This window comes from Acinetobacter sp. BY419 (assembly GCF_019038395.1).
Lineage (GTDB): Bacteria > Pseudomonadota > Gammaproteobacteria > Pseudomonadales > Moraxellaceae > Acinetobacter.
Window position 1 is genome coordinate 45,768 of sequence record NZ_JAGFXZ010000007.1, and the last position, 12,975, is coordinate 58,742.

At 39.5% G+C, this 12,975-nt stretch carries 12 protein-coding genes; 6 read left to right on the plus strand and 6 right to left on the minus strand.

Going from position 1 to position 12,975, the window contains the following annotated elements:
• Positions 1-42 precede the first annotated feature (42 nt).
• The 3 genes from KUG37_RS04380 to KUG37_RS04390 all read left to right on the plus strand — a co-directional run bounded on the left by KUG37_RS04380 (position 43) and on the right by KUG37_RS04390 (position 3,816).
• The gene (locus KUG37_RS04380) at positions 43-402 is read left to right on the plus strand and encodes a hypothetical protein (RefSeq protein WP_216938089.1); all 360 of its coding nucleotides are present in this window, start codon (positions 43-45) and stop codon (positions 400-402) included.
• A 207-nt stretch (positions 403-609) separates the two neighbouring features.
• Positions 610-879, plus strand: coding sequence for a hypothetical protein (locus tag KUG37_RS04385; RefSeq protein ID WP_216938091.1), 270 nt, complete (start codon positions 610-612; stop codon positions 877-879).
• A 297-nt stretch (positions 880-1,176) separates the two neighbouring features.
• The gene (locus tag KUG37_RS04390) at positions 1,177-3,816 is read left to right on the plus strand and encodes a bifunctional aconitate hydratase 2/2-methylisocitrate dehydratase (protein WP_216938093.1); all 2,640 of its coding nucleotides are present in this window, start codon (positions 1,177-1,179) and stop codon (positions 3,814-3,816) included.
• 113 nt (positions 3,817-3,929) lie between these two features.
• Here KUG37_RS04390 and KUG37_RS04395 read toward each other — a convergent pair whose 3' ends face one another.
• The gene (locus KUG37_RS04395; protein ID WP_216938095.1) at positions 3,930-4,673 is read right to left on the minus strand and encodes a hypothetical protein; all 744 of its coding nucleotides are present in this window, start codon (positions 4,671-4,673) and stop codon (positions 3,930-3,932) included.
• A gap of 176 nt (positions 4,674-4,849) precedes the next feature.
• Between KUG37_RS04395 and KUG37_RS04400 the strand changes: the two genes are divergently transcribed.
• The gene (locus tag KUG37_RS04400) at positions 4,850-5,068 is read left to right on the plus strand and encodes a hypothetical protein (protein ID WP_216938097.1); all 219 of its coding nucleotides are present in this window, start codon (positions 4,850-4,852) and stop codon (positions 5,066-5,068) included.
• A gap of 168 nt (positions 5,069-5,236) precedes the next feature.
• Here KUG37_RS04400 and KUG37_RS04405 read toward each other — a convergent pair whose 3' ends face one another.
• Both KUG37_RS04405 and KUG37_RS04410 read right to left on the minus strand, forming a co-directional pair.
• Positions 5,237-6,694 carry a DASS family sodium-coupled anion symporter gene (locus KUG37_RS04405; protein ID WP_216940213.1) on the minus strand — a complete coding sequence of 486 codons (1,458 nt, stop codon included), beginning with the start codon at positions 6,692-6,694 and terminating at the stop codon, positions 5,237-5,239.
• Positions 6,695-7,045: 351 nt separating this feature from the next.
• Positions 7,046-7,531, minus strand: coding sequence for an Lrp/AsnC family transcriptional regulator (locus KUG37_RS04410; RefSeq protein ID WP_216938214.1), 486 nt, complete (start codon positions 7,529-7,531; stop codon positions 7,046-7,048).
• A gap of 264 nt (positions 7,532-7,795) precedes the next feature.
• Between KUG37_RS04410 and gltS the strand changes: the two genes are divergently transcribed.
• Positions 7,796-9,022: a sodium/glutamate symporter gene (gltS, locus tag KUG37_RS04415; protein WP_216940215.1), complete on the plus strand. Its 1,227-nt coding sequence runs from the start codon at positions 7,796-7,798 to the stop codon at positions 9,020-9,022.
• A 172-nt stretch (positions 9,023-9,194) separates the two neighbouring features.
• Here the strand turns inward: gltS and KUG37_RS04420 are convergent, their stop codons facing one another.
• Positions 9,195-10,052, minus strand: a complete 858-nt coding sequence (locus KUG37_RS04420) for an alpha/beta fold hydrolase (RefSeq protein WP_216940217.1) — start codon at positions 10,050-10,052, stop codon at positions 9,195-9,197.
• A gap of 117 nt (positions 10,053-10,169) precedes the next feature.
• Between KUG37_RS04420 and KUG37_RS04425 the strand changes: the two genes are divergently transcribed.
• Positions 10,170-10,628 (plus strand): hypothetical protein, encoded by a 459-nt coding sequence (locus tag KUG37_RS04425; protein ID WP_216940218.1) that lies wholly within the window; start codon positions 10,170-10,172, stop codon positions 10,626-10,628.
• Positions 10,629-10,742: 114 nt separating this feature from the next.
• On the opposite strand, the gene KUG37_RS04430 is transcribed toward KUG37_RS04425, so the two are convergent.
• Together KUG37_RS04430 and brnQ are read right to left on the minus strand one after the other, a co-directional pair.
• Positions 10,743-10,961 carry a hypothetical protein gene (locus KUG37_RS04430; protein WP_216940220.1) on the minus strand — a complete coding sequence of 73 codons (219 nt, stop codon included), beginning with the start codon at positions 10,959-10,961 and terminating at the stop codon, positions 10,743-10,745.
• A 588-nt stretch (positions 10,962-11,549) separates the two neighbouring features.
• Entirely contained in the window at positions 11,550-12,836 is a 1,287-nt protein-coding gene (brnQ, locus tag KUG37_RS04435; RefSeq protein ID WP_216940221.1) for a branched-chain amino acid transport system II carrier protein, read from the minus strand.
• Positions 12,837-12,975 lie beyond the last annotated feature (139 nt).

The following is a 12,975-nucleotide window of genomic DNA, read 5'->3' on the forward strand; positions in this document are numbered from 1 at the left end:
TCTTCCCCGATCTTTTATATTGCCCATCGGAAGGAGAAATTCATGAAAAAGTTATTGGCTTTATCGTTTATGCTGGCTCTGGCCGGTTGTGCCGAGAAGAAACCCTTAACCCCGGAAGAGCAGTGGCAAGGTTATTGTCGAAGTGTCGGCAATGCGGCGCGTACTATTATGCTGGATCGTCAGAATGCGATTGAGAAAGAAAAAGCAATCGAACACGCCAACAAGATCGACGATGAAACCACCAAAGGTTTTATCCTGACAATTATTGATGAAGTCTACGCACTTCCAGCTGACGAGATTAAGACAGATGTAAAAGCAGCCCGTGAAAAAGTCCGCGCTGAATTTACTGAAAAGTGTATTGCGACACCGCATGATGAATTACCAGATTACAAACCGTTCTAAGGAACGGTTTTTTTATATCTCAATAAAAATCAACCAGCCAATGTTCAAATGAAATGTATTTAAATATGCAAATATTTGAAATACTGGTCAACAAAATAGCCTAAGCAAACGTACACTTTGTGACAATATCTAAATCTAAAATATAGAAATACTTATCTTTATATTGAATAATGAATTTAACTCCAATAAACCAAGGAGTAGCACAATATGGAAGTCGTAAGATATTTACATCATTCTGATCTGCTACTAGAAGATGAACATGGTGTGGTGATTATTTACGGCAGTCGCTATGTACTCAGCGTCGGTGACAAAGTCGTTTTAAAAAAAGTTCTAGAACAAGATAAAAAGCGCTATCAGGTTGATATTTCTTTTGCCAGCAATAATCATAGTGTCACCCATGAGGATGAATGTGTGGTGAAATTCGAAGGCTGCCGAGACTCATATCAGCAGTATCTAAACTCGACCACTGTACACTAAGGTGGAGTATCTTTTTAACTTCAAATCAGGCAACATCATAGTTGCCTTTTTTATGCGTTATATTCGGTTAAAAGGGCCTATTGATGGACTTATTTCGTGTGGTCTGAGCTGAAACTGATTATTGAATAATCATCAAGAGCATCATTTAGTTATAAAATAACGAGCATCACGAAGAAATACTTGAGTTGCATTAACTTTTAACTGGAAATTTAGTAAAATTTCGGAGTCCATATTATTTGTGAAGCTTGGAATAAGCAGGAATTCATAAGTAATTTTTTAAAAAAGAGGAATAACACTGTGCTAGAAGCTTACCGCCAACACGTTGCAGAACGTGCCGCACTCGGAGTCCCACCGAAGCCACTTGACGATGCCCAAACAGCTGCATTAGTTGAACTACTAGTTAACCCGCCAGCTGGTGAAGAAGCATACTTGGTAGATTTGCTTGAAAACCGTGTACCAGCGGGTGTTGACCAAGCTGCATATGTAAAAGCTGCGTTCTTAGCTGCATTGGCAAAAGGCGAAGCAACCTCTCCACTTATTTCTAAAGAACGTGCGGTTTACTTACTAGGCACTATGCTTGGTGGTTATAACGTAGCGCCTTTAGTTGAACTTTTAGACAATGCTGAGCTTGCTGAACTTGCAGCTGAAGCATTGAAAAAAACGCTTCTTGTATTTGATGCATTCCATGATGTCGCTGATAAAGCAACAGCAGGTAACGCAAACGCTAAAGCTGTTATGCAGTCTTGGGCTGACGCTGAATGGTTTACTTCACGTCCAGACGTTCCTGAAGAAATTAAACTGACTGTTTTCAAAGTGACTGGCGAAACCAACACTGATGACCTGTCACCTGCACAAGATGCTTGGAGCCGTCCGGACATTCCATTGCACGCAAATGCAATGCTGAAAAACGTACGTGATGGTATTAACCCGGAAGTTCCTGGGGAAGTTGGTCCATTAAGCCAAATCAAAGAATTGATCGCGAAAGGCAACCAGGTTGCTTACGTGGGTGACGTTGTTGGTACAGGTTCATCTCGTAAATCTGCAACTAACTCTGTGCTTTGGTTCTTCGGTGATGACATTCCGCACATCCCGAACAAAAAAGACGGTGGTTACTGCCTAGGTTCTAAAATTGCTCCAATTTTCTTCAACACCATGGAAGATGCTGGTGCATTACCGATCGAGATCGATGTTGGCAACATGAACATGGGCGACGAAATCGTTCTTAAGATCGATCACGCTGCTGCTAAAGTGACTGCGTTCAAAGACGGCGCGCAAATCGCTGAAGCTGAACTTAAAACTCCAGTACTTCTAGACGAAGTTCGTGCTGGCGGTCGTATTAACCTGATCGTTGGTCGTGGTTTGACAACTAAGGCTCGTGAAGCTCTAGGTCTTCCAGTATCTACTTTGTTCCGTGTTCCCGTTCAACCTGCTGCAACTGGCAAAGGTTTCACTCAAGCACAGAAAATGGTTGGTCGCGCTTGTGGTCTTCCTGAAGGTCAAGGCGTACTTCCAGGTACTTACTGTGAACCACGCATGACGACTGTTGGTTCGCAAGATACAACTGGTCCAATGACGCGTGACGAATTGAAAGACTTGGCTTGCCTAGGTTTCTCTGCTGACCTTGTGATGCAATCTTTCTGTCATACAGCTGCGTATCCAAAACCAGTTGACGTTCAAATGCAACACTCGCTTCCTGATTTCATCATGAACCGTGGTGGTGTGTCTTTACGCCCAGGTGACGGTATTATTCACTCTTGGTTAAACCGTATGCTTCTTCCGGATACCGTTGGTACTGGTGGTGACTCGCATACCCGTTTCCCAATCGGTATTTCTTTCCCGGCGGGTTCTGGTCTTGTAGCGTTCGCTGCAGCAACTGGTGTGATGCCACTTGATATGCCTGAATCTGTACTTGTGAAGTTCAAAGGTAAAATGCAGCCTGGTATCACTCTACGTGACCTTGTACATGCAATTCCTTACTACGCAATTAAAGAAGGCGACTTGACTGTAGAGAAGAAAGGTAAGAAAAACATCTTCTCTGGTCGTATCCTTGAGATCGACTTAACAGAAATGGAAACTGACTTAACTGTTGAGCAAGCATTCGAATTGTCTGATGCTTCTGCTGAACGTTCAGCTGCTGGTTGTTCTATCACGCTTTCTGAAGAGAAAGTTGCTGAATACCTTCGTTCAAACATCACCATGTTGAAGTGGATGATTTCTGAAGGTTATGGCGATGCGCGTACTATGGCTCGTCGTGTTGAGAACATGGAAAAATGGTTGGCTAATCCATCGCTTCTTAAAGCTGATGCTGATGCTGAATACACGAAAGTGTATGAAATTGATCTTGCAGACATCAAAGAACCTATTCTTTGCTGCCCGAACGATCCAGATGATGCGAAACTTCTTTCTGATGTTCAAGGCGTGAAAATTGACGAAGTATTCGTTGGTTCTTGTATGACTAACATCGGTCACTTCCGTGCGACTGGTAAACTGTTAGAGAAAGTTCCTGGTGGTGCGTTGTCAACTCGTTTGTGGATTGCTCCACCTACGCGTATGGACGAACATCAGTTGATGGAAGAAGGTTACTACAACATTTATGGTAAAGCTGGCGCGCGTACTGAAATGCCAGGTTGTTCATTATGTATGGGTAACCAAGCACGTGTAGCGCCGAACACGACTTGTGTATCGACTTCTACGCGTAACTTCCCGAACCGTCTAGGTCAGGGTGCTAACGTTTACTTGGCTTCTGCTGAACTTGCTTCTGTTGCTGCTGTATTGGGTAAATTACCTTCTCCAGAAGAATACCAACAGTACGCAGCTCAAATTGACAGCATGTCAGCTGACATCTATCAATACTTAAGCTTCGACAAAATGAGCGAATATACTAACGCTGCTAAAGACGTTGATACCAAGAAAATTGCTGCTGCTCAGTTGACTTAATTCTTTGTTAATTAAGTAATAAGCGGTATAAGATAAGGGCTGATTAATCAGCCCTTATTTAATTAATATTATTGTAAAATATATCCAATACCAAAACTGATAACTGAAATTATTTAATAAAAATTAAATTCTTCTAATTCACCTATAAATAAAACCTTTCGGTTAGCAATCCATTCAGTGCCACTTCGTTCATTGATATCTATAAGATAATAATAATTGATAAAAAACCAACCTATATGTTCACTGAAGCTGAAACCAAATTGATCCGGGTTGTCTGTTAAATTGTAGTAATGCATTTCAGTCTTTCCTACAAAATGGAAACACTGATTCCCGAATTTATTTTTAACTTCATTATTTATACTCATTGTGATTTTTAAACCAGTTGTAAAGTGATTCAAATCATTTTTGATTATTTCAACTACATCTATTGGAACTTCAAAATTTGGATTTGCATAAATTCTACAACCAAAAGACTTTATGAAATATTTGAATAAGTTAGTTTGTTGAGATGGAAAATCAGCTCCATATATTTCTTCAAAATCAATAAAGCGTCTTTCACAAATTAAATCACAATTATTTATGACATATTGAATGAAATTATCATATGAAAAATCATAAGGTTGCGTTAGTGTATTGTTGCATTGCTTGCATAAATCTTTTGTATTTTTAATTACATCAGAGTTTGCACCCTGAAGCTTAGTTTCCTTTCCATTTTTAAAATGAATTGGTTGTTTTTCTCCTAAATTGTGATAAGAAGCTTTACCATAACCACGAATAATATCCGTTTTCTTTAAAGCATGTTCAGCAGTATCTGCAATATTAATGTTACATATCCAACATAAACGCGATATTTTCATAATTTAATCGTTAATTATCTTTTTCATATTTTCTATTTTAACTTTTTCGGAAAGCATATTCCAAATAATCTTATCTCTTACTTCTTCTTAATAGGCTAGCATATTGATGCTTTACACCTTAATGAATAAGTCGTTTAATCGACGCCTTGATAAACCAATCAAAAGATGATGTAACCATGGCAAAACAATCCCGATTTTTATGTATTGGTGGTTTCCTCAACGGAACCCAAGTCAAAGACCAAGGTGACAGCTTTGTCTGTGTCGAAAAGTCTAAAAATGTGACTTACCATAAAAAAGAAATCTTCCATCCAGATGCTTGGAATCACGACTACTATGTATGTGAAACTACGACAGATAAACAGGCGCGAAACTGGGTGTATGACATCGAGAATTAATTTTGATCCGCTCAAAAGTATTTAGAAAAATTCTAAGAGATGAAATTTCTTAAATAGCAGATATTAAAAAGCCCCTTGATTAGGGGCTAGTCATATAAACATGAGAGTGTTCAGGTTCCTGACTGTAACTTTCACCAGATCCTGGTAAATATCCATAATCCTTTAAATTTACCAATACCCGAGTATTTTCCACCAAATCCCACCTAATACTATAAAAATAAGCATATTGATTACACTCATGGCAAAACCGGCTTTCCACCATTCACCGAGTGTTGTATAACCTGAACCGTAAATAATAGGTGAGGTTCCGGTAGCATAATGGGTGAGGGTCATCATAATACTTGAGGCCGCAGCCATCATTAAAGCAAAGTACATTGGGGGGGCACCTACCGCAATACCCGCTATATAAAATGCCGAAAACATGGCGGTAATATGTGCCGTTGTACTGGCAAAAATATAGTGGGCATACATATAAGACAAGAGTAAAAACATGGATGCAGGAATCCAGCTTAAACCCATTTGTTCAATGCTTGCTTGTAAAGCACTCGAAAACCATGCAATCAGCCCCAGTTTATTAAGAAAGGTTGCCATCATAACCAAGGCTGCGAACCATGTAATAGTGTCCCATGCACTTTTATGGGTCAAAACATCATCCCAAGTCAGAACACCTGTTAGCAGTAAAAGTGATAATCCAATAAATGCAGTGGTCGTCGGGTCTAATGACCATATATCACCTAGAATCATGGCCGGAATTCCTGCCCAAAGTACCAATAAAATTCCGAATACAATCAACATAATTATTTCGTGCCTGCTGATGGGTCCCATTTCTTTTAAACGATCTTTGGCAAATTGCGCGGCATCCGGAGTCTTCTTGATTTCCGGAGGGTATATGAAATAGAGTGCAAGCGGCATGACGGCGAGTGCCACAATCCCGGGTAAAACCATTGCCAGTGCCCATGTAGTCCAACTCAGGGAAATCTGACTGTCGGTTGCATCCGCAATCAGTTGAACAATTAAAGGGTTAGGTGCAGTCGCAGTAATAAACATTGCAGAAGTAATTGGATTAGAATGGTAGTTAACCAAGGCTAAATATTTACCGATTTTACCTTCCGTACCTTTTGCCGGATCTGAGTCAAAACTGGTAGCAATGGAGCGGACAATCGGGTGAATGATCCCACCGCCACGTGCAGTATTACTGGGAGTAACAGGAGCAAGAATTAGTTCTGATAAGGCAAGGCTGTATCCGATTCCAATGGTTCTTTTGCCCCAGACGGCAATAAAATAATAACCTAGCCGAGCCCCCAAACCTGTTTTTTGCAATCCTTTTGAGATCATGATGGAGATCCCAATCAGCCAAATCAGTGGAAGAGCAAAGCCACTGAGCGCATCTTTAATCGCATCAGCGGGGTTTTCTGAAGTTACGCGTGTAACGGCGACGAGAGAAATTGCAATAATTGAAATCGCACCGATAGGCATCGCTTTACCTATAATGGCTGCAATGACGCCTATGAACATGGCGAAGAGTAACCATGCATTTGCTGTAACTTCTTGTGGTGTTGGAATGATAAGCCAGATAATCAGTGTGATAGCCACAGAAACTAATGTCGGTATTAATTTAAATCCCATGACGACTTACTCCCACACATTATAATAATTATTATTTGACCTGATTATAATGATCACACCTAATGTTGAAGTCTAGCCTTAGTAACATATCCTCAATAAAAAAGGCAGGTGCTTTAAAATAAGTTTTATTAAAATTGATTAAATTATTTATCTAAGATTTTATTTTAATTAATAATTTTATTTTAACTATATGTTAATAACAGTAAAGGTGAGGTGTATTCAGATACTTAAAAACTTCTCTATAGGGATTAATTTATTTACATAATGGCATGTATTTAAATAAGTACATTTTATTGCTGTAGGCAGACATAACAACAATAATTACTGGAATAATATAGTTCTTTCTGATGATTATTCAATCATGAGTAAGTCGGTATTGTTCGCCAATTTTAAGGGACGTAAAGCAAAGACCGAACGGGTATGACGTACACCTTTCATTGAATATAAGTTTTTACGCAAAAAACGTTCATAATGTTCTGAATTTTTAACAGCAACTTTGACCAGATAATCATAATCACCCGTAACTAAATGAGCTTCGACCACTTCAGGCATATTGGCTAAAGCTTCACTGAACTCATTGAGAATTTCATCATCATGACGCTCAAGTGTAATCTCAATAAAGAAAAGTTCATTGATTCCTAATGCTTTGGCATTAATGTTAGCTGTATAACCTTCAATAATATTATTATTTTCCAGACGCTTTAAACGTGTCCAGCAGGGAGAAGTCGACAGGCTCACTTTCTCTGCCAGCTCGGTTACGCTCAGGCGACCATCCTTACGTAGTTCACTCAGAATTTTGCGATCAATTCGATCCAGTACATAGTTATTGTCAGTCATGAGAAAGCGAGTAGTCCAAAGTATATAAATAAGTTATACCATTGATAACCGACAAGGTGAGAGGCATTGTGTATATGAGAGTTTTATGTAAATTAAAATTAAGCAAATTTATATATCTGATAAATGTAAAGAGTCTGTGAAATCTTTTAAATTTATTAAAGCTTTAACAAAAACAGTTATATATATAACAATTCTCGGGTTGATCCACTGCTTCGGATTGCGGAAAACTGAATAATAAAGGATAAATTTGTTGCTGGATTCAATATGACTTATGAACTGGATGCTTTTCTGACCATTATCGTGGCTGTTTTCGTTTTAATGGTGGGATTTTTGGTGGTCAATAAAATCAGCATTCTAAAACAATATAATATTCCTGAGCCTGTTGCCGGGGGACTCGTAGCTGCGTTCATTACTTATATTTTGTTTAAAAAGTTAAATATTACAGTCAATTTTGATGCCAATATTCAGCAGATATTTATGTTGATGTTCTTTACTTCTGTAGGACTCAGTGCCAGCCTGGTCAAGCTGAAAGAAGGTGGCAAAGCGCTGCTGCTATTTTTGGGTTGTGTCGTGGCTTTTGTCGTCGTTCAGAATGTGGTCGGAATCAGCCTGGCCAAGGCTTTAGGTTTAGATCCCCTGATTGGTCTGATTACAGGTTCAGTGACCTTGACCGGGGGACATGGTACAGCCGGCGCATGGGGGATGGTCTTTGAGCGGGAGTATGGTGTTCAGGGTGCTATTGTTTTAGGAATGGCCAGCGCAACTTTTGGTTTGATCATCGGCGGTATGATGGGTGGGCCAGCAGCCAAGTTTCTGATCCGTCGTTATCAATTGGCAGAAGAAATTGCACCACCAAGTTCAGGCCGTAATGAAGCACCACCTTCATCTGAAACAGCGCCCTTTGAATATCCAGAAAAAACACGACTGATTACAGCAGATGATGCGGTCAAAACTTTGGGCATGTTTGCCATCTGTATCAGTTTTGCCTATTTCATGACAGCAATCGCTAAAGGACAATGGTTTGAGTTACCGTCTTTTGTATGGGCTTTAATGTGTGGAGTGATCTTGCGGAATTTTCTGGAGAATATTCTTAAGATTGAAATATTTGACCGGTGTATTGATGTTTTTGGAAATGCATCATTGTCTTTATTCCTGGCTATGGCATTGATGTCATTACAGTTATGGTTATTGGCAGATTTAGCCGGTGCATTGGTGATTATTTTGATTGTACAAACCCTTGTACTTGCACTTTATCTGTACTTTGTGACGTTTAGAGTGATGGGTAAGAGTTATGATGCGGCAGTCCTCTGTGCAGGACAATGCGGGGTGAATCTGGGGGCTACCCCAACAGCAATTGCCAATATTCAGGCGGTAACCAATACTTATGGACCTTCCCATAAAGCGTTTCTAATTATTCCTTTAACAGGTGCTTTCTTTGTGGATATTGTGAATGCGGTGATGATTCAGTTTACGCTGAGTATTTTTGGTTAAATATAGGAATTTATTCAAATTCTTATAAATATTTTTCAGAAATTACAGGCAATAAAAAGCCCCATGGTTAGGGGCTAGTCGTATACAGGTCAAGCCCATATACTGTAAGAGGCTCATCTCAAACTGAGAGTATTAAAACACAGCAGCCTTCAAATAACTATCTAAATCTGACTTAAACTGCCAATTTTTGTTCAATCACCGGCCACAAGTTTTGATGTGATTTTTTAAACATCAACATATGACCAATCGCTTTATGATCATGGTTTTTAGGCTTTAACTCAATCATTTGAGTGTCTGCATTTGGGTATAAACGCAGTAAATCTTTTACGTTTGCAGCCGTTGCAATTTCATCATCCGACGACCAGATGGAGATAATCGGGCACGTAATTTCAGCATGATAATCTTCAAATACGGTTTTACCGATCGCATTCATGACATAACCCGGTTTACTACAGAATTGCGCCCATTGTTTAGCCACATCTTTAGGCAGGTTTTCACCCATACCAATCGCTTGAGTGGGGCCGTAGCCTTTGGTGATCCGAGCCAGTGGAAAAATGATATTAAACATGACCGGTGCCAGCAGTTTGGTTTTGCCTTTGAGTCCTTTGACATGTCCGCTTGAAGCAGATACAGCAACGACTTTTGCCACTTTATGATAATTTGGCACGATGCCTAAAAGCTGGCCACCAGCGCTATGTCCAAGTAAAGTCACTTTTTCTGCATCCGTACGTGCTAATAAAGCATCAATTGCGGCCGGAATATCCAGTTGACCCCATTGCACAATACTGGCTTTTGAGTTTTTCAACGGACCTGCCAGTGAATCGCCAATCCCCCGAAAATCAAAGACCATGACAGCATAGCCCTGAGCCTGTAACCAGGCACAGAACTGGTGATAAAACTGTTTGGTAATACCGGTGGCCGGGCACACTAATACTGGAAGCTTTTCAGATTCAGAAATAGCTGCATAAAAACGAGCACTTAAGTTATAGCTATCCTGGCACTGTAGAGTCAATGTTTCAAATTCAGACATACGTTACACTATGATTTTAGAATCCTGATGAAATTCTTACTGTATAGATTTTTGGTAGGGTAACTAGGGTAAAACATGACTTAAAAGTCAGTAAAACAATAGACATGGAATGAACTTATGCAGCTAATGGAACTTGAGCTGGCCGTTAAAATAGCCATTATTTTTAGTGGGATATTTTTATGGATCGGGATGTTTACCGGAGTCTGGAAATATTGGCAGATTCGTCAATCACCTCAGTCACGCGCACATTATTATGTGGATATTGCCCATCGTAGCAGCCTGCTTTATGCACCTGCAACATTAATTCTGGCAGTACTGGCATATTGTTCAGTGTTGCCGGGTATCGTGAATTTAATTTGCGTACTGCTCAATATTGCATTTTTCAGTTTTTCTATTGCAGCTTATATGCTGCATGGTTTCCTTCAAGACACGACCAATCAGTTTAAACAACCCCATCAACTGGGCAAGTTTCATTTGCCTGGTAGTTTAATAACTTTAGCGATGCTGGGTTTAATTGTCGCAGAATTAGGCGGGATGGGGGTTTTGCTCTATGGGGTATTTGCTGGATTGTTTTAATGATTGTGTTTATAAATATTCTGAAATAATGCTGGAATGATTGAAAACTAAAACTCTTTTTTCACCAGATGGACGACTGGCCAAATCATCCATCTGGGCTAATTTAAAATTTGATTATCGGTATTTCTGGTCTATGGCAGCCCAGAGGAAAAAGGCAGCTGAGACAATCAGTGCATAACCAAAGTATTCAAGTTTTAAATTACCTTGAATTAAACAATGGACGGTTAAAGTCAGCATGAGTGCAAAAGTGGTGCATACAAATGTCACCAGATTGGTATTGTTGGCTTTAAGAGCGTCAATGAAGACTTGCTTGTTGAAATGTAATGATAACATCTCCATCCCTCCCATTTATTTATGTTATTGAAGATTAAAGCAGATTTAATCAGTCAGAATTGAATATACAGTTGTACTGTTTAATTTAGACCTTTGCAACTGCTCTAGCAGGCTTTTACAGTCAAAATGGCCATCTTTAGTCGAATAACTATATAATCAATTGATTAAAAAAGAATTTATTTTAAGATTTCACCTCCCGCTCGTTTCGAAAACAAGATACGGTCATTATTCAGTGTGACCAGATAGAAAATGCAAATTCTACGCCAAATCTATGTAGTGTTAATCAGTACTATGTAAGTCTACGTATGGCTCGGAGGGGGACTTGGTATAAGTTGGCAACAATAAGTATCTAAAATCAGAAAATTAAAAGTTTTGTTTATATTTATATAAAAAATAAAATAATTAAACTGCGATCCTATCCTATAAATCAAATGTTATAGAAAGCCTCGGGATCAAGATTTACAGTACGGATTTGATGTCATGTTTAAGAAACAATAAATGTCCGTTTGGGTAAAACCTGACAATTATTGATCGCGCTCAAACCGATTTTGGGTAAAAATACGATTTTTATCAGACATCCTAGAAAGTTTAGTTTCTAATACGGTCAATCACAGCTGTAATTAGCAATACAATCATGGATGGGATAAACCAGGCCAGATTCTGTTCTGCGAAAGGTAAGTTTTGTAGCAATGCAGGCAATTCAAAACCAGCGACTTTTAGTCCGTCAAAAATACCAAAAATAAAGGCTACCAGGGTCACTGGGGCAATCACATGAGATGGTTTCTTGAAGAAGCTTGCACAGAAGCTCAGCATAATCACACTAATCGCAGGCGGATAAATCGCACTTAATACTGGCACCGAAACGGCAATCAGTTTGGTTAAACCCAGATTTGAAATCACCAGCGAGAAGCCTACCAGAATAAATACAAAAATCTTGTACGGGATTTTGGTCAAACTGGAGAAATAAGAAGCACAAGCACAGGTCAGACCAATTGCAGTCACCATACAGGCAATAAAAATCATGCCAGACAGGAAGTAAGCACCCATATCGCCAAATGCATGTTGTACATAAGCATGCAGGATAATGGCACCATTAGCTGCATTTGGTGCAATTTCATGGCTACCAAGTCCAAGTTTAAACAGACTTAAATACACCAGAGTTAAACCAATACCAGAGATAATACCGGCATTGACCGCATATTTGGTAATCAGTTTTTTATCCGTCACACCACGTGAAGTAATGGCTTTGACAATCACAATACCGAAAACTAAGGCGCCCAACGTATCCATGGTTAAATAACCATTGACGATGCCTTCAGTCACTGGACTGGTAATGTAATTATTGATCGCTGCAGGTGGATTGCTGGCAGGAATCATTACGGCTGCCACACCCAAAATTATCAAAGAAATAATTTTAAGTGGCGACAGGAAATAGCCGACGGTATCCAGAATCTTGTTTGGATATAACGACACCACGGTCACTACAGCAAAATAGATAATGCTGTATATGAGCAGGCTGCTAGATTCATTGCCAAAGTAAGATGAAAAACCGATTTCATAAGAAACGGTAGCGGTCCGTGGGGTCGCAAATAAAGGGCCAACAGCTAAGTAACACACCACAGTCAGCAAGATGCTGGCTGTTTTGCCCAGAGGTGAGCTTAGTGCCTGAATGGAACCTTCAAAGCGAGACAACGCAACAATGGTGATCACAGGTAAGCCAACTGCTGTAATAAGGAAACCTAAAGCAGCGAGCCATACGTGTTCACCGGCTTGTTGAGCCACAATCGGTGGGAAGATAATATTGCCTGCACCAATAAACAGTGCAAAGGTCATAAAACCTAAGGCAACAATATCCCGGGTACGCAGACTTGTCATAAGGGGAGATTAATTAACCAAAAGAAAGTAATTTTAGTGTATATATCCAGTTTTTTGGAGTTTATTTTAAGGCTGGAAGCCTTGATTTTAGTAAGTTTGCGGATCAAATAACCGGTCATTCAAATCCTGGTAGAAATAT

What these genes read in the sequence shown, in the direction of transcription:
- KUG37_RS04380 (WP_216938089.1), top strand. Translation starts at nt 43, where the DNA reads ATGAAAAAGTTATTGGCTTTATCGTTTATGCTGGCTCTGGCCGGTTGT.
- KUG37_RS04385 (WP_216938091.1), top strand. Translation starts at nt 610, where the DNA reads ATGGAAGTCGTAAGATATTTACATCATTCTGATCTGCTACTAGAAGAT.
- KUG37_RS04395 (WP_216938095.1), bottom strand. Translation starts at nt 4,673, where the DNA reads ATGAAAATATCGCGTTTATGTTGGATATGTAACATTAATATTGCAGAT.
- KUG37_RS04400 (WP_216938097.1), top strand. Translation starts at nt 4,850, where the DNA reads ATGGCAAAACAATCCCGATTTTTATGTATTGGTGGTTTCCTCAACGGA.
- KUG37_RS04405 (WP_216940213.1), bottom strand. Translation starts at nt 6,694, where the DNA reads ATGGGATTTAAATTAATACCGACATTAGTTTCTGTGGCTATCACACTG.
- KUG37_RS04410 (WP_216938214.1), bottom strand. Translation starts at nt 7,531, where the DNA reads ATGACTGACAATAACTATGTACTGGATCGAATTGATCGCAAAATTCTG.
- gltS (WP_216940215.1), top strand. Translation starts at nt 7,796, where the DNA reads ATGACTTATGAACTGGATGCTTTTCTGACCATTATCGTGGCTGTTTTC.
- KUG37_RS04420 (WP_216940217.1), bottom strand. Translation starts at nt 10,052, where the DNA reads ATGTCTGAATTTGAAACATTGACTCTACAGTGCCAGGATAGCTATAAC.
- KUG37_RS04425 (WP_216940218.1), top strand. Translation starts at nt 10,170, where the DNA reads ATGCAGCTAATGGAACTTGAGCTGGCCGTTAAAATAGCCATTATTTTT.
- KUG37_RS04430 (WP_216940220.1), bottom strand. Translation starts at nt 10,961, where the DNA reads ATGTTATCATTACATTTCAACAAGCAAGTCTTCATTGACGCTCTTAAA.
- brnQ (WP_216940221.1), bottom strand. Translation starts at nt 12,836, where the DNA reads ATGACAAGTCTGCGTACCCGGGATATTGTTGCCTTAGGTTTTATGACC.